The organism is Actinomadura graeca (assembly GCF_019175365.1).
GTDB lineage: Bacteria > Actinomycetota > Actinomycetes > Streptosporangiales > Streptosporangiaceae > Spirillospora > Spirillospora graeca.
In genome coordinates this window covers 7,045,870-7,064,628 of record NZ_CP059572.1, presented here as the reverse complement: position 1 = coordinate 7,064,628, position 18,759 = coordinate 7,045,870, and the positions used below count along the sequence as shown (strand labels likewise).

Here is an 18,759-nt window from a genome sequence, read left to right as displayed (position 1 = left end):
AGCCCTGCTCGTCCCCCGACTTGCATCTCAAATTGCGAGACGGCAATATCAAGTCATGGACAACTCTAGCGGAGTCGGCGTACTTGACAAAGCGGTTCTCGTGCTGAACGCCCTGGAGGCGGGGCCGGCCTCGCTCGCGCAGCTCGTCCAGACCACCGGGCTGGCCCGGCCGACCGCGCACCGGCTGGCCGTCGCGCTGGAGCACCACCGCCTCGTCCACCGCGACACGCAGGGACGTTTCATCCTCGGCCCGAGGCTCGCGGAGCTGGCGGTCGCGGCGGGCGAGGACCGCCTGCTGGCCATCGCCCAGCCGATCCTGGCCCAGTTGCGCGACCTGACCGGCGAGAGCGCCTCGCTGTTCCGCCGCCAGGGGGACGTCCGGGTCTGCGTGGCCTCCGCCGAGCGCACCAGCGGCCTGCGCGACACGATCCCGGTCGGCGCCGCCCTCCCCATGACCGCGGGCTCGGCCGCGCAGATCCTGCTGGCCTGGGAGGAGCCCGACCGGCTGCACCGCGGGCTGCGCGGCGCGAAGTTCGAGGCGGCGACGCTGGCCTCCGTCCGCCGCCGGGGCTGGGCCCAGAGCGTCGGCGAGCGGGAGCAGGGCGTCGGGTCGGTCTCGGCCCCGATCCGGGGCGCCGGCGGTCGGGTGATCGCCGCCGTCTCCGTCTCCGGCCCCCTGGAGCGCCTGACCCGCGCGCCGGGCAGGCTGCACGCCGGCCCCGTCGTCGCCGCCGCGGAGAAGATCTCCGAGGGCATGCGCCGCACCGCCTCGTGACACGGAACCGGGCCCCCAAATCCGTGCCGCCCACTTGACACGATGTCCGACATGCCCCGGCCGGACGGGTCGGCATCGGCCCCGCAGCCCCCGGTGCGTCTCGTTTCCAGTACGGATCTGGTCTTGACCATGTGAGCCCGTTGGATAGTGACAGTATCCAATGGGTCACCCTGGATAGCGTTAACCTCCAGTCAAGGGGGTGAGCGGTGCAGATCTCCGAGCTCAGCGATCGCAGCGGCCTGACGGTCCAGACGATCAAGTTCTACATCCGGGAGGGATTGCTCCCGAAGGGGTCGTCGGTGAGCGCGACCCGCTCGGAGTACGGCCGGCCGCACCTGGAACGGCTGCGGCTGATCAGCGCGCTGCGCGACGTCGGCGACCTGCCCGTCGCCGCGATCCAGCAGATCATCGCGGCCATCGAGGACGACGGGGTCAGCCTGCACGAGCTGTTCGGCACCACCCAGTACGCCATCGGCCCGCACGTCGCCGCCCCCCACGACCCCCACTGGCGCGCCGCCCGCGAGGACGTCGACGCCCTCGTCCGCGAGCTCGGCTGGACCGTGACCGACCGCGCCCCGGCCCGCGACCTGCTGGCCCACACCTTCGTCGCGCTGCGGCGGCTCGGCTTCCCGATCACCCTGACCGACCTGCGGCCCTACGTGAAGGCCGCGACCGAGGTCGCCGACCACGAGATCGGCCGCGTTGCCGCCGACATGCCGCGCGCCAGGACGGTCCATTCGCTGCTGGTGTCCACGGTCCTGTACGAACAGGTCCTCACGGCGCTCCACCGGCTCGCCCAGGAGGACGCCTCGGCCCGCCGCTTCGGTACCGGCTGACCAGGGGCGTTGTCGTTAATTCCGGTTTATTGTGTCGGAATTCGATGTCCCTTTTTCACCTAATATGAATGCTCTGGGGGCGGTGTTCGCCGCCTCCGAACACCGAGCATTGCAGAGTGACCCTTCGATGACCGCAGCACCGGACCCCCCGGGCGGCAGGTGGACCGACCGCCTCCTGTCCGAGGGCACCGACCCCGACCCGCGCTTCTCCCTGGCCAACGAACGCACCTTCCTGGCGTGGATCCGCACGGCCCTCGCCCTGATCGCGGGCGGTGTCGGGGCCGCCCTCAGCGGGGACCTGCTGGGCGCACCGCTGCGCGCCGCCCTGGCGATCGGCTTCTCCGCGACCGGCGCGCTGGTGGCCGCGCTGGCCTTCCGCCGCTGGCTGCGGACCGAGCGGGCGCTCCGCCGCTGCGAGACGCTGCCGCCTCCGGCGCTGGCGCCGATCATGTCCTACGGGCTGGCCGTCGGCGCCCTGACGCTCCTGGCGGCGCTGCTGGCCACCCGGTGACCCGGGACACGGGCCGGACACCCGGACCGGGCGCGGGTCCGCCGCCCGACCGGGGCGCGCAGCCGGAGCGGACGGCACTGGCGTGGTCGCGCACCACGCTCGCGCTGATCGCCGGAGGGCTGCTGTGCGTGCGGTTCGCGCCGTCGGCGCCGGGGACCGCCGCGGCGGCGGCGGTCGTCTGCGGCGGGGCGGCGCTCCTGCTCCGCCGGTCCGGCGCCGCCCTGCGGGACCGGCGCCGCCGGATCAGGGAACCGGCACCGCGGGGCACGGTCGCCGACCCGCTGTCCATCCTGATCGCGACCGGTGTGACGATGATGCTGGGCCTGGTGGGCGTGCTCTCCGCCCTCCCGGGGTGAGCCCGTCCCGCGAGTAGGGTCGTCGTGTGCCGGCCGCCCGCCCTTTCGTCAGCCTCACCACCGACTTCGGCGCCGCCTACACGGCCATCTGCGCCGGTGTCGTCTACTCGATCGCCCCGGCCGCGACCGTGCTGGTGCTGTCCGACGAGGTGACGCCGTACGCCGTCGCCGAGGGCGCGATGCTGCTGCGGCAGGCGCTGCCCTACCTGCCCCCGGGCGTGCACGTCGGCATCGTCGATCCCGGTGTCGGCACGCCGCGGCTCCCGCTGGCGATCGAGACCGGGCGCGGAGACCTGCTCGTCGGCCCCGACAACGGGCTGTTCGTCCCTGCGGCGGAGGAACTGGGCGGCGTGGTGCGCGCGCACATCCTGGAGGACCGGTCGTACCGGCTGCCCTCGGTGTCCGCCACGTTCCACGGGCGGGACGTCTTCTCCCCCGCCGCCGCGCACCTCGCGCTCGGCGTGGACGTCGCGGAGCTGGGCCCGCCCGCCGTGCCGCTGCCCCTCGACGTCGCCCCACCGGAGACCGGCGGCCGTGCCCTGACCGCCGCCGTCCTGTACGTCGACCGGTTCGGCAGCGTGATCCTCAACGCCGGGCCCGGCGACCTCGCCGAGGCCCTCGGCGACCTGGAGTACGGCGCCGCGCTGGTGGCCCGGGTGCACGGCACGGGCGGCCCGGCCGCCGAACCGGTCGTGTTCGCGGAGACGTTCGGGAGCGTCGCGGTGGGCGACCCGCTGCTGTGGGTCGACTCGTCCGGGCATCTCGGCCTGGCCGTCAACCAGGGTTCCGCGGCGGCGCGGTTCGGCCTGGGACGCGACGGCACCGTCACGATCGGGCTGGCAGACTGACCGGCATGGAGCTCGACGTGGTCGCCTGGGTGCAGGTGACGGAGGGGCGGCTGCTCGCCGTCCGCTCCCGCGGCCGTGACCTGCTCTACCTGCCGGGCGGCAAGCGCGAGCCGGGCGAGAGCGACTGGTCCGCGCTGTCCCGCGAGGTGCGCGAGGAGCTCGACCTGGAGCTGGACGAGGCGTCCTTCCGCGAGCTGGGCGTGGTCCGCGCCGCCGCGCACGACCAGCCCGGCTTCGCGCGGGTGCGGATGGCGTGCTTCACGGCGTCCTACAGCGGCGCGATGGCCGCCGCCGGGGAGGTCGACGAGTACCGCTACGTCGCACCGGGCGAGCGGCATCTGCTCGCGCCCGCCTCCCGCGCCGCCCTCGACCTCGCCGGGGAGCGCGGCCTGCTCGCCTGATCGATCTTCGGGCGCGGTCCCCCCGACTTTCGTCGTGGACGCCGGTACGCGCCCCGGTCAGGCGGCTAGCGCGATGCCGCTGCCGACGCCGAGGGCGATCGAGGCGAGCGCGGCGACGGCGGCGACCGCCGTGGGCGCGCGTGCGGGGCGCGGCGCGTTCCCGTCCGGGCGGCCGAACAGCGGGACGATCCAGCGCAGGTAGTAGAAGACGCTCGCGACCGTGTTGGCGGCGGCGACCACGGCGAGCCAGGTGGAGCCGCCGTCCAGCGCGGCGCCGAACATCAGGACCTTCCCGACGAACACGGCGGTCGGGGGCGTGCCGACGAAGCCGAGCAGGCAGACGATCAGGGAGAGGCCGAGGGGCGGTGAGGCGCGGAGGAGACCGGTGTAGCCGGGCAGGCCGTCCCGGCCCGCCGCGACGACCACGGCGAACGCGCCGATGTTGGTGACGGCGTAGGCGGCGAGGTAGTACAGCAGCGCCGGGCGCGCGAGTTCCGTCCGCCCGGCCATGGCGACCGGGACCAGCAGGTAACCGGCCTGGCCGACGGTCGAGTAGGCGAGCAGCCGCCGGACGTTGTCCTGGCCGAACGCGGCGAGGTTGCCCAGCGTCATCGTCGCGGCGGCGACCACCCCGACGAGGGCGGGCCACCCGGCGGCGCCCGGAGGCAGCGCGGCGGCGCCGATCCGGTAGAGGACGGCGAACGCGCCGATCTTCGGGACGGTGGTGACGAACGCGGCGACGGGCGGTGAGGCCCCTTCCGCGACGTCCGGGACCCAGAAGTGCCCGGGGACGGCGCCCGCCTTGAACAGCGGCCCGGCCAGCAACGCGACGACGCCCACGGCGACGGCCGCCGCCGGTGCGTCGCCCAGGTTCTCCCGCAGCACGGTGAAGGACGTGCCGCGCCCCACCCCGTACAGCAGGGTGACACCGGTCAGCATCAGCACGCCGAGGAACGCGCCCATCAGGTAGTACTTCAGCGCGGCCTCGGTCCCCGGGGGGTCCTTGCCGAACCCGGCGAGCGCGTACGCGGGGATGCTCGCCAGCAGGTACGCGCTCACCAGCACCAGCAGGTCGGACGAGGCGCCCAGCACGAGCGTGCCCAGCGCCGAGAACAGGATCAGGACGTAGTGCTCGCTCTCACGCGGATGCCCGCGCACCCGTGCGGCGGCGAGGACGATGACGGGCAGGGCCGAGCCGAGGACGACGGCCCGGGTGACGTGGGTGACCGGGTCGATCTCGAACGAGGCGAACGCCGTGAGGTCGGCGCGGGTCGCGGCGGCGGCGGTCGCGGCCAGCCCGGCGAGCAGACCGGCCGAGCAGATCACCGCCACCGGCCACTGCCGCGCGCGGGGCAGGAAGAGGCCCGTGACCAGCCCGAGCACGGCGGCGGCGAGCACGCACAGCTCCGGCGCGAGGTCGGCCGGGTTCTCGTTCATCATCGCTTCACCGGCCACGACCGCCCCACCGGCCATCACCGCTCCACCGGCCATCACCGTCCCACCAGCGCGATCACGGCGGCCGACAGCGGCTCTACCGTGTCGAGCAGCACGCGCGGGACGACGCCGACGAGCACCGACACCGCGAGCAGCGGCACGACGGCCCCCGCCTCGTCCCGCCGCACGTCGGTGACCCGGGCGGTCAGTTCGCCGGGCGCTCCCGTCAGGACGCGGTGCAGCACGCGCAGGAACAGCCCGGCGGTGAGGAGGATGCCGAGGACGGCCAGGGCCCCGGCGACGGCCGCCGCGGTGGTGCCGCTCCCGATCGTCCCGGCGAAGATCTGGAAATCGGCGATGAACCCGGACAGCCCGGGCAGGCCGAGCGAGGCGAACGCCGCCACCGCGAGCAGCGCGGAGAAGACGGGCGCGGTGCCCGCGACGCCGCCGAACCGTCCGAGGCCGTACTCGCCCGCCCGGTCGTACAGGACCCCGCACAGCAGGAACAGCGCGCCGGTCACGAGCCCGTGGCTGACCATCTGCGTCACCGCGCCCGTCACGGCCAGCCGCCGCGCGTCGGCGTCGCCGGAGGCGTACCCGGCCGCGCCGAGCGCCAGGACCACGTACCCCATGTGGTTGACGGAGGTGTACGCGACGAGCCGCTTGGCGTTCTCCTGCGCGAGCGCCACCAGCGCCCCGTACAGGACGCCGGCCAGGCCGACCGCCAGGAACACCCAGGCGAAGCGGCGCCACGCGTCCGGCAGCACCGGCATCGCGATCCGGACGAGCCCGTACGTCCCCATCTTCAGCATGACCCCGGCGAGGATCGCCGACCCGGCGGCGGGCGCGTCGGTGTGCGCGGGCGGCAGCCAGGTGTGGAACGGGACGACCGGCGTCTTCACCCCCAGGCCGATCCCGATGGCGAGCAATGTCAGCCCGGCCAGACCGGCGGATCCGGCCAGCGGCGGCGTGCGGGTCAGCTCGACGATGTCGAAGGTGTGGGGGTCGGCGCCCAGGTACAGGCCGATGAACCCCAGCAGCAGGACGAGCGACCCGAGGAAGGTGTAGAGGAAGAACGTCAGCGCCGACCGCGCGCGGCCGCCGTGACCCCACAGCAGGATCACGAAGTACATGCCGACGATCGACAGGTCGAAGAAGACGAAGAACAGCAGCAGGTCGAGGGCCGCGAACACCCCCAGGCACACCGTCTCCAGGAAGAGGAACAGGACGGCGTACTCGCGCACCCGGTGCTCCTGCCGCAGCGAGTAGACCGCGCACGCGGCGAAGAGCACGGCGGTCAGGGTGAGCAGCGGCAGCGACAGCCCGTCGGCGCCCACGTGGTAGCCCGCGTGGACGGAGGGGATCCACCGGACGTCCGTCTCGTACGACACCCCCGGACGCGTCCCGTGCGCGACCCACAGGGCGATGACGAGCGCCAGGTCCGCGAGGCACGCGCCCGCCCACACCCGCGTCACCGCGCGCCGGGGGACGACCGCCGCACCGAGCGCGGCGGCCAGCGGAAGGAAGATCAGCAGCGAGAGCACGTCACCCCGCCAGGACCGCGACGGCGACGAGCACCGCGAGCACCACCGCGGCCTGGGCGAGGTACATGTGGAGCTGCCCGGTCTGCGGGCGCCGGGCGAGCGCGGCGAGCGCGCGGGTGGCGTGCGCGACCGCGCCGACCAGGCCGTCCACGCGGAGCTCGACACCGCGTGCGGCCAGCCGTGCCGTCCGCAGCCCGCCGCGGGCGGCGCCTCGCACCGCGCCGTCCACGACGTGGTCGTCGAACCACGCCAGCGCCCGCGCCAGGCCGAACACGGGACGGACGACACCGGCCTCGGCCGCCCGTTGCAGGTAGAGCCATCCCAGGGCCCACCCCGGCTGCGGGACCCGCGGCCTCGTCCACGCGATGACGATCACCAGGATCGCCAGCAGCCCGGACACGGCCAGCCCCCGCACGTCCGGGCCGCCGGCGCCCGGAGCCGCGGGCGGGGCGTCGAGGACCCGCCGCCACGGGACGGCGCCGAGGACGCAGGCGGCCACGGCCAGCGCCGTCAGCGGCAGCCACTCCAGCGCGCCCGCCCCGGTCCCGCGTCCAACGGCCGAGGCTGGACGCCACACGATGCGCAGGGCCCTCGCCGCGTAGGCGGCGGACAGCGCGGAGGCGGCCAACGCCACGGCGAACAGGGCGGACGAGCGCTCCCCGGCCGCCACAAGCACGGTGTCCTTGGTGATCCAGATCGAGAGGGGCGGCAGCCCGGCCAAGGCGAGCGCGCCCGCGGAGAACGTGAGGCCGGTCAGGCGGCGACGGCGGGCGGCGCCCTCCAGCCCGGCCAGGCGTTGCGTGCCGAGGGCGGTCAGCCACGACCCCGCGCACAGGAACAGCAGGCTCTTCACCGCCGCGTGCGCGACGAGGAGGGACGCGCCGCCGACCACCGTCCCGGCCCCGGCGCCCAGCATCATGAAGCCGAGCTGCGCGCAGGTGGACGCCGCCAGCAGCTGCTTCAGGTCGTCCTGGACGAGCGCGACCCCTCCGAGGACGAGCGCGGTCAGCGCACCGGCCCAGGCGACGAACGTGTCCGCCCAGCCGGTCGCGTCCAGAAGCGGGTTCAGGCGGAGCAGCAGGTAGGCCCCGGCGGCGACCATGGTGGCCGAGTGCAGCAGCGCCGAGACCTGGCTGGGACCTGCCATCGCCTTGGACAGCCAGAACGAGAACGGCGGCTGCGCGGATTTTCCCATCGCCGCCAGGACGACACCGGCCGCGACGAGGTCACGCCACGGCGACCCGGCCGCGGCCAGGTCTCCGAGCCCCAGTGACCGGGTTCCCGCGAGGGCGAAGCCCGCCGCCACGTACAGGCCGACGTCTGCGGCCCGGGTGGTGAGGAAGGCGAGATCCGCCGCGCGCACGCGGTCCGCGTCCCGCCAGCGGTAGCCGATGAGGGCGTACGACATCGCGCCCATCACCTCCCAGCCCATCAGGAGCAGGACCAGGTCGGACGCGGTGACGGTGACCAGCATCGCGCCCGCGAACACCAGCATCAGCCCGGTGAACCGGGCCCCGTACCGCTCCCCCGCAGCGTGCAAAAGGACCGCCAGCAGGACGGACGCGACGGTCAGCGCCAGGACGGCGGACAGCGCGTCCACCGCCAATCCGCCCGGCCGTCCCGGGAGCAACGCGAACCGCGCGACCGGACGGGTGACGGCCACGGTGACCGCAAGGCCGAGCACCAGGAGGGCGGTGGCGACGCCCGCAACCGGCGCCACTCGGTCGGCCCGGTGGCCGGCGAGCAGGTGACCCGCGGACAGACGGCTCGCAGGCAGGTGGGCCGCGAGCAGCAGCAGCGTCCCGGCCAGCAACGGCGTCCCGCAGAGGGCGAAGATCATCCCTTGAGGTCCCCCGCGTCGTCGGTGACGTCCACGTCGCGGGCCCGGAACAGGGCGGTGACCACGGCGAACCCCATCGCCATCTCCAGCGCCATCACCGTGATCGCGACCAGCACGAGGACCTGCCCGTCCGCGCCGGACGGGGAGACGCGCAGCCAGAACCCGCCCGCCGCGACCAGCAGCCCGTTGATCATGAGTTCGAGGCCCATCAGCAGCATCACGACCGACTGCTGCGACAGCGCGCCGAACAGTCCCACCGAGAAGAGCGCGGCGGCGAGCAGCAGGAACGCCTGGAGGCTCACCGCGCGCGGTCCCGGTCGTAGCGGCCGCGGTCCGTGGCCAGGACCACGGTGGCGATCATGGTGACCAGGATGGCGAGGCCGATCACGATCATCACGAGCATCGCCGGTCCCATGACCGCCTCCCCGAGCGCGAAGGCGGGGTCGCGCGGCGGGCGGCCCCGGCGCTCCGGCCACGGGACCGTGAGGATCCCCGCCGTCATCGCCGCGAACGCGGCGCCCGCGATGGCGAGCGCGCCGCGCGTGTTGTGCAGCATCGTCATCGGCATGAGCCCGGCCGGGTTCATCATGTACATGACCATGAAGACGGCCATCACCAGCATCTCCATGATCATCATCAGGATCACCAGCACGCCGAGGTAGTGCAGGCCGGCGAGCAGCAGCTCGCCCCCGGTGCACAGGAACGAGGCGAGCAGCGCGAACGTGGCCCGTGCCATCGAGTCCACGGCGAACACCGCGGCACCGGTCCCGACCGCCGCGACTCCCAGGATCCAGAACGCGACCGTTTCCATGTTCCCCCTCCCGGCCATATCCCTTCCCGCCCGTCCCGCCCCGTTTGTCCCCTTCTAACTCACGACGACGATCCCGACCACGAGCATCTGGAGCAGGACGGCCGGGATGAGCACCGTCCACGCCGCCTCCATGAACCGGTCCATGCGCAGGACCGGCACGCGCCGCCGCACCCACACCAGCAGCGCCAGGACCGCGCACGTCTTCACCAGCGACCACAGCGGGGCCGGCAGCAGCGGGCCCGCGCCGCCTCCGAGGAACAGCGGCACCGCGACCGCCGCCGCCACCGTCAGCAGCCCGTACCGGCCGGCGGAGAGCACCAGCCGGTCCGGGCCGGACAGCTCCGCCATGGCTCCCCCGGCGAGGTCGGCCCCGACCGGGTGCGCGAGCGGCCCCCAGAAGGCCATGGCCGGCACCGACAGCAGGTAGACGGCGAACGCGACCGGCATCCAGACGACGAACCAGAGGCCCTCCTGCGCGGCGGCGATCCCGCGTGGGTCCAGCGAATGCGCGGCCAGCGCGGCCGTGATCAGCGCGAGCATGTGCGGCAGCTCGTAGGCGAGCCCCTGGGCGAGGAAGCGGTACCCGCCCACCAGCGCGAACGCCGAGTTCGCCCCCCACCCCGCAAGCCACACCGACGCCCAGGCCACGACCTCCATCGCGTTGAACCACACGATCCCCACCGGCAGGTCCGCCGCCGCGCGGTCGCCTAGCGGGACCACCACCGCCGCGAGCGCGGCCGCCACCGGCAGCGAGACCACCCCCGTCCGCGCCAGGAGGCGGTCGGCCCTCCAGGTGGTCCGGCGCTGCTGCGCCAGCAGCCTCCCGGCCTCCCGCAGGGGCGCGGCGGCGGCCCGCACGCCCGGCCCGGACCGGCCGTCCGCGAGCACCGCGTCCAGCGACGCGGCCGCGAGCGCGAGGACGCCGAGCGCCAGCACCTCAACCATCGGCGAGATCCGGGTCGAGGCTGGCGACGATCAGCCGGGCCGCCGCCAGGTCGGTGCCCTCGACCAGCGCGGGCAGGAGCCCCGCCAGCGCCTGACCGGACGCCGCGCCGACCCTCCCGCGAGGCCCCTCGTCCCCGGCCACCCGCCCAGAGCGGCCTCTTCCAAGGAGACGACCCCCCACACCCCCCGAAACGGACCTACCTCTCGTGGGGGGACGACCCCCCACACCCCCCGAAACGGCCCTTTCCAGAGCACTGCCGGTCTCGACAAGCCATCCGTCCAGGCGGTCCTTCACGTCGCCCGGGTGGCGCAGTGCGGGGCCGCCCGCCCCGTGCCGCTCCACCTCGTCCGATGTCAGGACGCCGAGTCCGCGTGTCATCCAGCGCAGGGCCCGCGACCGCCCCACCCGCCGAGCGAAGGGGACGAACCTGGACAAGAGCGTCTCGTCCGCGACTCCGCCGAGGGCCGCGTCACGCAGCTCGGCCGCCCGCGCCGCCGCGACCGGCCAGCCCGCCACGTGCAGGAACCGCGCGATGCTGTCGAGATGGGACGCCGCGCGCCGCCGTTCGGCGCCGCCGCCGTCCCCGTTCCGCCACGGCTCGTCCCAGAACGAGCCGCTCGCGGTGTCGACCAGGGTGACGCCCGCGCTCTGGATGACGTCGCCCTGCACCGCCAGGTCCAGCCTCAGTCCCGCGGGCCAGTGCGCCAGGACGGGGCCGAGCGGCAGGTGGAGCACGTCGAGCCGCAGCCCGTCGCGGTCGTCCGCGCGGTCGGCCATGGCGACGTCGTCACGAGGGGGCGGGGCGCTCCGAGGCGGGCGGCCGACGCGGACGCGAGGCTCCGGCATGTCCCGCCACACCGTCTCGATGGCCTCGCCCAGCGCCGCGCCGGGTTCCCCGCAGACCACCAGGTGGCCGGTCTCCACGGGAGAGAGCGCCTGGCGGCGGCCGCGGGCCCGGAGATCGGCCTCGACCGCGAGCCGGTCCCGCGTCCCGTCCGCCGCCGTGACCACGAACGGGCGGTCCGCCGCGAGCCGCTCCCTCAGGCCCACCGCAGCGCGCCCTCCCGCCACGCGTAGAGGACGCCGACCAGGAGCAGCCCGAGGAAGACGAACATCTCCACCACCGCCTTCGCCCCCACGGACGCGACGACGAGCGCCCACGGGTACATGAAGACCATCTCCATGTCGAAGGCGAGGAAGAGCATGCTCACCGCGTACCAGCGGACGTGGAAGCGCGACAGGGCGTGCTCGGCGGGCCGGGCGCCGGACAGGAAGGGCCCCGCGTCCACCGTCCCCGGAGGCGCCGCCAGCCACGAGACGGCGTAGATCCCGGCGATCACGGCCCCCACCAGGCCGAGCACCGAGAGGATCACGGCATACGGCGGCATCGTCCCCTCCCGGTGGCGGCTACGTGCACCTCCTCCCCGGAAACGGCCCCGCCATTCCGGCTAGATCACGCGGCGGTTCCGGTCGGCCGCGGCGGCGCCGAGGATCATCTCGTCCACGATCCAGCGGGCCTCCGGCGACAGGTCGACCAGGGCGCGCAGCACCTCCGGGCGGATGAGGCCCTGTTCCACCTCGCGGCGCAGCGCCTGGAGCGTGAGGTCGTCGTCGATCGGGCGCGCCTCGCCCGCGAAGCCGAAGTAGCCGATCGGCACCCCGAAGAACGTGGCGAGCGCGGTGAGGGTCTTGAGCTGGGGGTTCTCCTGGCGGCCGGTGCGCAGCTTCCAGACCGTGGTGGACGAGATGTCCTCGCCGGTGGCGCGCGCGATCGCGCCGGCCGTCTCCACGTTGTTGCGGGGCGGCTCGGCGTCCGCGGGCCACAGATTGCGGATCAGCCACTCGACCCTCTCCGCGAGCGACGCGCCTGGCGAGGTCTCCTGAACGGTGCCCACCTGGTCCCCTTCCCTCCTCGGACTGCCGAATGATTTTAATTGACCGCCGTCGCGCCCGTCAGCCATGGACACGGGAACACTTCTCGGCCCCCGGAGTGAGCCCGCCGCTCCCTCTCAGGTCGTGCGGGAAGGCACACCCTCACCCCGTCCGGTGAACCTTGCCAACAACCGTTGCAAAGGCTCTTTGCACGCCATAGCGTCCTGCTCATGACGGACCAGCCTCCTCCCGAGGAGCTCACCGACCCGCGCCAGGTGCGGCTCCTCGCCCACCCGCTGCGGCAGCGGATCGCCGAGATCATGCGGGACGGCCCGGTCTCGTCCACCACGCTCGCCCGCGCGCTCGGCCAGAGCACCGGCGCGACGAGCTACCACCTGCGCCAGCTCGCCAAGCACGGCTTCATCGAGGAGGTCCCCGAGCTCGGACGCGGCCGGGAACGCTGGTGGCGCACCGTCCCCGGCGACCGGCGTCTCCCCCGCTACAGCGAGCAGTCGCCGCGGATGCGCGAGGCGGTGGAGGAGCTCACCCGGCTGGAGTTCGCGACCGAGATGGAACAGCTCGCCCGGTTCCAGCGGGCCCGCGACGGCCTCGGCGACTGGGCGGACGCGCTGCTGTTCTCCTTCTCCAGCGTCACCCTGACGATGGACCAGGTCCGTCCCTTCTTCGAGGACTACATCGCGCTGCTGTACCGCTACAAGCGGGCCGACGGCGACCCGCCGCCGGACGCGCGCACCCTCCTCGTCAGGTTCCTGGCGTTCCCCGAGACCCGCGAGGAGGACGACCCGGCCGACTGAGGCCCGGGCCGCCGGGTGGCAGCCCGGCGGCCCGGGCGGGCGGAAGCCCCGCATCACCACGCCTTCCGGCGTGCTCACCGCGACACGACACCTCCACGGAAAGGAGAGCACCTCGTGCTGCTCTCACGCAAACTCGCCGCGCTGCCCACAGGGCGCCTCACCAAATGGGCGGTCCTGCTGCTCTGGATCGCGATCGTCGTCCTGGCCGTCCCCCTGGCGGGGAAGCTGTCGGACGTGGTCGAGGGCAGGTCCACCGCCGAGCTTCCACGCGGAGCCCAGTCCACGAAGGTCGAGGAGCTGACGCCGCGTTTCGCGGGTGGCCAGATGGCACCGGGCATCGTCGCCTACGTCCGCGACTCCGGGATCACCGCCGCCGACCGCGCGCGCGCCGAAGCCGACCGCCGCGCCCTGGCCCCCGTCGCCGAGGGCCGGATCGCCCCGGCCGTCCCGTCCCGCGACGGACGGGCGCTGATGCTGACCATCCCGCTGCCGGACGGCGACGACCTCTCCGAGAACGCCGGGAGGATCCGCGACCGGGTCGAGCGGGACGCGCCGCCGGGACTGCGGGTCCGCCTCACCGGCCCCGCCGGTTCCGCGCTCGACGTCGGCGACGCCTTCGAGAAGATCGACAAGCTGCTGCTGGTCATCACGATGGTCCTGGTCACCGCCGTCCTGCTCATCACCTACCGCAGCCCGCTCCTGTGGCTGCTGCCGCTGGTGAACGCGGCGATCTCCCTCCAGGTCACCAGCGCCGCCGTCTACCTCCTGGCCGAGCACGCCGGCCTCTACGTCGCGGACGGCATGTCCGCCATCCTCAACGCGCTGGTCTTCGGCATCACCACCGACTACGCGCTGCTCCTGCTCGCCCGCTACCGCGAGGAGCTCCGCCGCCACGCCGACCGGCACGAGGCGATGCGCGTCGCCCTCCGGCGCGCCGCCGCCCCGGTCATCGCCTCCGCCGCCACCGTGTGCCTCGGCCTGCTGTGCCTGCTCGCGGCGAAGATGGGCTTCAACTACGCGCTCGGCCCGATCGGCGCGATCGGCGTGCTCGGCGGCCTCGTCGTGGTCATGTCCCTGCTGCCCGCCCTGCTGGTGATCTTCGGCCGCTGGATCTTCTGGCCCCGCATCCCGCGCCACGGCGACGCGCCGCCGGCCGGGGGCGGCGTCTGGGACCGCGTCGGACGCCGCGTCGCCGCCCGTCCCCGGCTCGTCTGGATCGCCGGGACGGCCGTCCTCGCCGGTCTCGCGGCCGGGGCGCTCGGCATCAGCACCGGGCTGGACCGCGAGCACTTCCTCACCACCACGCCCGCCTCCGCCGTCGGCGAGCGGCTCCTGAACGCGCACTACCCCGGCGACCGGACCCGCCCGATCCAGGTCGTCTCCGACTCACCGGTCACCGCCGCACTGCGGAACGTCCCAGGGGTCGCCGACGTCGGGACGCCCCAGCCCAGCACCGACGGCCGCCTCACCAGGACGGACGTCGTGCTCACCGCGCCGCCCGACAACGAGGCCGCCAGAGACGCCGTCAAGCGGATCCGCGCGGCCGTCCCGCACGCGAACGTCGGCGCGGGCGCCGCCGGTGAACTCGACCTGGACGAGGCCCAGGCCCACGACCGCCGCGTCGTGATCCCGCTCGTCCTCGGCGTCGTCCTGCTGATCCTCATGGTCCTGCTCCGCGCGCTGGTCGCCCCGCTCCTGATCATCGCCACCGTCGTCGCGTCCTACTTCGCGGCGCTCGGCGGCGGCTGGCTGCTGTTCCGGTACGCGTTCGGCTTCCCCGCCCTGGACACCCAGCTGGCCCTCATGGGCTTCCTGTTCATGGTCGCCCTGGGCGTCGACTACAACCTGTTCCTCGTCTCCCGCGTCCGCGAGGAGGTCGCCCTCTCCGACCACCGCACCGGCACGCTGCGCGCCCTCGGCCTCACCGGCGGCGTCATCTCCAGCGCCGGGGTCGTCCTGGCCAGCACCTTCGGCGTCCTCGCGGTCATGCCCATCACGATGATGGTGCAGATCGGGGTCCTGGTCGCCCTCGGCGTCCTGCTGGACACCTTCCTCGTCCGCTCGGTCATCGTGCCCGCCCTGGCCCTCGACACCGGCCGCCGCTTCTGGTGGCCGGGCAGCCTGTCCCGCACCCCCTCCGCCCACGCCCGCCCCCGCGAGGTCGCCCACCACTGACGGCGTGCGGGCCCCGGCCGGCCGGCCGGGGCCCGCACGCGTCCACGGCCGTCCGGCCCCTAGTCGACCGGAACGGGGCCGGGACGCCGGGACCGGGGCCGTCCGGACGCACGGCGGACGGCACCGGACGCGACGATCAGCCAGGCGAGCACGGCGGGGCAGAGGAGGGCCTCGCCGACCGGCCTGAGCCACGGGACGGCGCAGACCGTCGCGGCCGTCATCGCGCTCACCGCCGTCATGCCGAGCGGGAAGACCGTGGACCAGCGGCGCGGGTCGTAGCGGGGACGCGGGCGCACGACCTCCAGGACGGCCAGCACCGCGTACCAGGAGAGCGCCGCGGCCAGGATCGCCAGCGTCAGCCACGTCAGCGGTTCCGGGCGGCCGGTCGCGGCGGCCAGCCGGGCGCAGGCCAGAGCGGAGATCGACAGGCTTCCGGCCACCACCCAGTGGTCGCCCGCGCCCCGGTGGAGCTGGCCGAGATCGAAGCGGGAGAGCACCAGCGCGTACAGGGCGAGGCCCGCGGCGAGCAGCACGCCCGCCGCCCAGGTGAGCCAGGGCGCCGACAGCGGGACGGCCAGCGCCGCCGCGAGCCCGGCCACCGACTGCGTCGCGACCGTCACCAGGTACGCCGCCCCCGGCAGGCTCCGCCCGAGACGGCGCAGCACCCGCGGCAGGAGCAGCAGCCAAAGAACCGCGGTGACGGTGAGGAGGACCGCGGCCGCCGCGGAATGGCCGGTCAGCGCGATGCCGTTGCCGAGGACGCCGGTACCCGCCACGCTCGTCAGCACGGCGGGGGCGGCCAGCTCCTCCCTGCGGGCGCCGTCGAGCAGCAGCCCGCAGAACGTCACCGCCAGGACCAGCCACAACGCCGCGGTGATCACCAGCAGGCCACGCGCGGCCCAGAGGAACCCGGCGAGACGCAGGCCCAGCGAGACGATGCCGGTGGCCATGACCTGCGCGCCCCAGGGCTGGGCGGCGCGTCCGGTCGCTCGGCTGTCCACCGCCTTTCTACTACCGTGTCGCGGCGGTGTTGGCGAGGAGCGGTCACGCCCTTTCCACCGGCGTGGCAGTCCGTATCGGAGGCCGTCCCCGCCACCGCTGATCGCGCACATGGGGGCGGGCGGACCGGCGCTCGTCCAGGCCCGCGTCGGCGAGGATGCCGAGGTCGGCTCCACCTTGCGCAGCGCGCCAGGGCCGTGCTGCGCGCGGGTCGTCACTATCTCCGCCAGCCCGGGGCAGGCGGCCAGCTCGCGGCGCATTTCGGTTCGTCGGCGCCCGAGGCCGGGCTGATTCTGCTGCCGGTCGCCCTTGTCATGATGGTCGCGAGCCCGGCCGCCGTCCGGATCGCCCGAGGTCACGAGCGCGCCTGCCGCTCTCAGCGGGGACGCTGTTCGCTGGGGGCCTGCTCGCCGCCGCCCTCAGCTTGCCGCGTCACGTGTAGCGAGCCATTCCAGGGCCGCTTCGGCGGAGTTCAGGATGGAGATGTGCCCGTCTTCCGGAGAGAGCCGCAACTCCGCGGGACCGCATCGCGAGGCGAGCCATGCGCCGTGCGCGCTCGGCACGATGCGGTCACGCGCCCCGTGCAGGAAGAGGGCGGGGACGCTCATGCGGGCGGGGTCGAACCCCCAGGGGGCGACGTAGGCGAGGTCGTCGTCGATGAGCGCCGCCGGACCGGCCTCGACCGCCGGTCCGACGACGTCGTTCAGCCAGGACCACGCTCCGGCGAGCGCGTCGTGGTCCGCCGGGGTGAACATCTCCGGGTCGAATCGGGCGGACGCCTCGTGACGTTCCTTCTCCGCGCGTCCGCCCGCCGCGGCGCGCAGGGACGCGGCGGACGCCGCCCCCATCCCCTCGTACCAGTCGAGGCCCTCCGCGTGGAACGGCGCGGGGCCGGCGATGGCGACCACGCCCACGACCCGGTCGGCCAGCAGCGTCCCACAGGCGAGGGCGTGCGGGCCTCCGCCGGAATGGCCCATGACCGCGAACCGCCCGATGCCCAGCGCGTCGGCGACGCGGGAGACGTCGGCGGCGGCGGACGCCACGTCCCGGCCGGGGAGCGGCGTGGAGCCGCCGTATCCCGGCCGGTCATGGGACACCCAGCGGACACCGAGACGGGCGGCGGCCGGGAACAGGGGTGCGGGGGGCGCGCCGATGTTCGGTGTGCCGTGATGCCAGAAGACGGTGAGGCGCCCGGCGGCGCCCGCGCCGGTGTCGTAGACGTGCAGGGTCCGGCCGTCGTCCAGTTCCAGATCGGTCTCGATGACCATCGGCTCAGCGTAGTGATGGCCTCGGTGCGGCTCGACCCGGACCTCGGGGACATCCCGGCATCGGGTCGTGTGGCGCGAAAGGTACCCCCGAGCGGATTCGAACCGCCGTTACCGCCTTGAGAGGGCGGCGTCCTAGGCCACTAGACGACGGGGGCCGGACTGCGGCCTTCGCGATCTCCCGCTCGGGCCTCGCCCAGCCTACCGGAACCCGGCCCGCGCCTCGAACCGGATTCCCGATATCGGCGGGACGGAAAAGCCCCGGTCACCATTGACGGTGAACGGGGCTGGAAACTGCGTGCCGTGTACCCCCGAGCGGATTCGAACCGCCGTTACCGCCTTGAGAGGGCGGCGTCCTAGGCCACTAGACGACGGGGGCGTGTCCATAAGAATGGACGCAGCTGGGGTACCAGGACTCGAACCTAGACTAAGTGAACCAGAATCACTCGTGCTGCCGATTACACCATACCCCAGTGTGGTACGGAGCTCTGGCCGTCTCCGGCCGGTCGCTCGCGCCTCAAGGAGAATACAGGACCCGGGGACCTGCGCCAAAACGATTCCCGAGGTTCACGCGGACGGTCCCGACGCCCGAGGTGAGGGCGGTCGGGAGGGGGCGGCGAGCCCCGCCGGGCGCGGCCGGCGGAAGGCCGCGGGGACGTCAGCGGGTGGACTCGGCCGGGCCGATGTGCTCGTTCCCCCAGTCGACGAGCGGGCGGAGGCGCCGCCACGACTCGCGGACGCGTGACAGGACCTCGGGGGTCTGCATCCACGGATCGGCGGGCCAGCCTTGGTGGGCGTACAGGGAGCGGTGCCGCAGCAGGTCGAGGCGGGGATGGTCCGCGGGGGTGCCGCGCGGGCGGGTCTTGAGCCGGTCGCCCGCGATCTCCATCCCGGACGAGCGGAGGTCGTCGACGATGGCCTGGAGCTCCTTGCCGGAGGCGCTGGAGTCGACGGCGGCGCGGTAGCGGCGGAGCTGCTCGGGCGTGGGCGCGTACATGCCGCCGGCGACCATGAGGCCGTCGGCGTCGACCTGGACGTAGAACCCACCGCTGATGTGAGCGCCCTGATGCGCCTTGTAGGGGGTCTTGTCCTTGCTGAACCGCACGTCGCGGTAGGGGCGGAACAGCTTGGCCGTGCCGAACTCCTCTTCGAGCTCGGCGCACAGGTCCGTCATGGGCCCGCGCACGTGCTGTTCGTAGGTGTCCTTGTGGGCCGTCCAGTAGGACTTGCTGTTGTCGGCCAGGAGGCCCTCATAGAACTCGAAGGTCTCACTGGTGAAACCGGTGAACGTCATGACCTCCCCCTTCGTGCGGCGCCCCTCCCAGCTTAGG

At 74.0% G+C, this 18,759-nt stretch carries 20 protein-coding genes and 3 tRNA genes; 8 read left to right on the top strand and 15 right to left on the bottom strand.

Features of this window, described 5'->3' with window-relative positions; genetic code table 11:
• Positions 1 to 55: 55 nt before the first annotated feature.
• The 6 genes from AGRA3207_RS31370 to AGRA3207_RS31345 all read left to right on the top strand — a co-directional run bounded on the left by AGRA3207_RS31370 (position 56) and on the right by AGRA3207_RS31345 (position 3,727).
• On the top strand, positions 56 to 775 hold the full coding sequence (locus AGRA3207_RS31370; protein WP_231330741.1) for an IclR family transcriptional regulator: 720 nt from the start codon (positions 56 to 58) through the stop codon (positions 773 to 775).
• A 206-nt stretch (positions 776 to 981) separates the two neighbouring features.
• On the top strand, positions 982 to 1,611 hold the full coding sequence (locus AGRA3207_RS31365) for a MerR family transcriptional regulator (RefSeq protein ID WP_231330740.1): 630 nt from the start codon (positions 982 to 984) through the stop codon (positions 1,609 to 1,611).
• Between the two features lie 127 nt (positions 1,612 to 1,738).
• Positions 1,739 to 2,122, top strand: a complete 384-nt coding sequence (locus tag AGRA3207_RS31360; RefSeq protein ID WP_231330739.1) for a YidH family protein — start codon at positions 1,739 to 1,741, stop codon at positions 2,120 to 2,122.
• Positions 2,119 to 2,478 (top strand): DUF202 domain-containing protein, encoded by a 360-nt coding sequence (locus AGRA3207_RS31355; protein WP_231330738.1) that lies wholly within the window; start codon positions 2,119 to 2,121, stop codon positions 2,476 to 2,478. The genes AGRA3207_RS31360 and AGRA3207_RS31355 overlap by 4 nt, the downstream gene beginning before the upstream one ends.
• Positions 2,479 to 2,504: 26 nt before the next feature.
• Entirely contained in the window at positions 2,505 to 3,326 is an 822-nt protein-coding gene (locus AGRA3207_RS31350) for an SAM hydrolase/SAM-dependent halogenase family protein (protein ID WP_231330737.1), read from the top strand.
• Between the two features lie 5 nt (positions 3,327 to 3,331).
• Positions 3,332 to 3,727: an NUDIX hydrolase gene (locus AGRA3207_RS31345; RefSeq protein ID WP_231330736.1), complete on the top strand. Its 396-nt coding sequence runs from the start codon at positions 3,332 to 3,334 to the stop codon at positions 3,725 to 3,727.
• Between the two features lie 57 nt (positions 3,728 to 3,784).
• On the opposite strand, the gene AGRA3207_RS31340 is transcribed toward AGRA3207_RS31345, so the two are convergent.
• From AGRA3207_RS31340 to AGRA3207_RS31300, 9 genes are read right to left on the bottom strand one after another with little or no spacing between them, the layout of a single operon-like run.
• On the bottom strand, positions 3,785 to 5,200 hold the full coding sequence (locus AGRA3207_RS31340; protein ID WP_231330735.1) for an NADH-quinone oxidoreductase subunit N: 1,416 nt from the start codon (positions 5,198 to 5,200) through the stop codon (positions 3,785 to 3,787).
• A gap of 17 nt (positions 5,201 to 5,217) precedes the next feature.
• Positions 5,218 to 6,705, bottom strand: coding sequence for a complex I subunit 4 family protein (locus AGRA3207_RS31335; RefSeq protein ID WP_231330734.1), 1,488 nt, complete (start codon positions 6,703 to 6,705; stop codon positions 5,218 to 5,220).
• A 1-nt stretch (position 6,706) separates the two neighbouring features.
• Positions 6,707 to 8,545: an NADH-quinone oxidoreductase subunit 5 family protein gene (locus tag AGRA3207_RS31330; protein ID WP_231330733.1), complete on the bottom strand. Its 1,839-nt coding sequence runs from the start codon at positions 8,543 to 8,545 to the stop codon at positions 6,707 to 6,709.
• On the bottom strand, positions 8,542 to 8,847 hold the full coding sequence (nuoK, locus tag AGRA3207_RS31325; RefSeq protein ID WP_231330732.1) for an NADH-quinone oxidoreductase subunit NuoK: 306 nt from the start codon (positions 8,845 to 8,847) through the stop codon (positions 8,542 to 8,544). The genes AGRA3207_RS31330 and nuoK overlap by 4 nt, the downstream gene beginning before the upstream one ends.
• On the bottom strand, positions 8,844 to 9,356 hold the full coding sequence (locus tag AGRA3207_RS31320; RefSeq protein ID WP_231330731.1) for an NADH-quinone oxidoreductase subunit J family protein: 513 nt from the start codon (positions 9,354 to 9,356) through the stop codon (positions 8,844 to 8,846). Before AGRA3207_RS31320 ends, nuoK begins: the two co-directional genes overlap by 4 nt.
• 54 nt (positions 9,357 to 9,410) lie before the next feature.
• Positions 9,411 to 10,301 (bottom strand): complex I subunit 1 family protein, encoded by an 891-nt coding sequence (locus AGRA3207_RS31315; RefSeq protein ID WP_231330730.1) that lies wholly within the window; start codon positions 10,299 to 10,301, stop codon positions 9,411 to 9,413.
• A complete protein-coding gene (locus AGRA3207_RS31310) occupies positions 10,294 to 11,352 on the bottom strand; it encodes a hypothetical protein (RefSeq protein WP_231330729.1) in 1,059 nt (352 codons plus the stop codon). Before AGRA3207_RS31310 ends, AGRA3207_RS31315 begins: the two co-directional genes overlap by 8 nt.
• Positions 11,343 to 11,690: an NADH-quinone oxidoreductase subunit A gene (locus AGRA3207_RS31305; RefSeq protein WP_231330728.1), complete on the bottom strand. Its 348-nt coding sequence runs from the start codon at positions 11,688 to 11,690 to the stop codon at positions 11,343 to 11,345. Before AGRA3207_RS31305 ends, AGRA3207_RS31310 begins: the two co-directional genes overlap by 10 nt.
• Positions 11,691 to 11,750: 60 nt before the next feature.
• A complete protein-coding gene (locus AGRA3207_RS31300; protein WP_231330727.1) occupies positions 11,751 to 12,197 on the bottom strand; it encodes a helix-turn-helix domain-containing protein in 447 nt (148 codons plus the stop codon).
• 207 nt (positions 12,198 to 12,404) lie between these two features.
• Between AGRA3207_RS31300 and AGRA3207_RS31295 the strand changes: the two genes are divergently transcribed.
• Positions 12,405 to 12,989, top strand: a complete 585-nt coding sequence (locus AGRA3207_RS31295) for an ArsR/SmtB family transcription factor (RefSeq protein WP_231330726.1) — start codon at positions 12,405 to 12,407, stop codon at positions 12,987 to 12,989.
• A gap of 114 nt (positions 12,990 to 13,103) precedes the next feature.
• Positions 13,104 to 15,164, top strand: a complete 2,061-nt coding sequence (locus AGRA3207_RS31290) for an MMPL family transporter (protein ID WP_231330725.1) — start codon at positions 13,104 to 13,106, stop codon at positions 15,162 to 15,164.
• 59 nt (positions 15,165 to 15,223) lie between these two features.
• On the opposite strand, the gene AGRA3207_RS31285 is transcribed toward AGRA3207_RS31290, so the two are convergent.
• The 6 genes from AGRA3207_RS31285 to AGRA3207_RS31260 form a co-directional block, all read right to left on the bottom strand.
• On the bottom strand, positions 15,224 to 16,165 hold the full coding sequence (locus AGRA3207_RS31285; protein ID WP_231330724.1) for an SLAC1 family transporter: 942 nt from the start codon (positions 16,163 to 16,165) through the stop codon (positions 15,224 to 15,226).
• 417 nt (positions 16,166 to 16,582) lie between these two features.
• A complete protein-coding gene (locus AGRA3207_RS31280; RefSeq protein ID WP_231330723.1) occupies positions 16,583 to 17,431 on the bottom strand; it encodes an alpha/beta fold hydrolase in 849 nt (282 codons plus the stop codon).
• An 82-nt stretch (positions 17,432 to 17,513) separates the two neighbouring features.
• Positions 17,514 to 17,586 (bottom strand) — tRNA-Glu (locus AGRA3207_RS31275).
• A 148-nt stretch (positions 17,587 to 17,734) separates the two neighbouring features.
• Positions 17,735 to 17,807: transfer RNA gene (locus tag AGRA3207_RS31270), tRNA-Glu, on the bottom strand.
• Between the two features lie 22 nt (positions 17,808 to 17,829).
• Positions 17,830 to 17,901 (bottom strand) — tRNA-Gln (locus AGRA3207_RS31265).
• A 185-nt stretch (positions 17,902 to 18,086) separates the two neighbouring features.
• Entirely contained in the window at positions 18,087 to 18,722 is a 636-nt protein-coding gene (locus AGRA3207_RS31260; protein ID WP_231330722.1) for a DUF2461 domain-containing protein, read from the bottom strand.
• Positions 18,723 to 18,759: the final 37 nt, after the last annotated feature.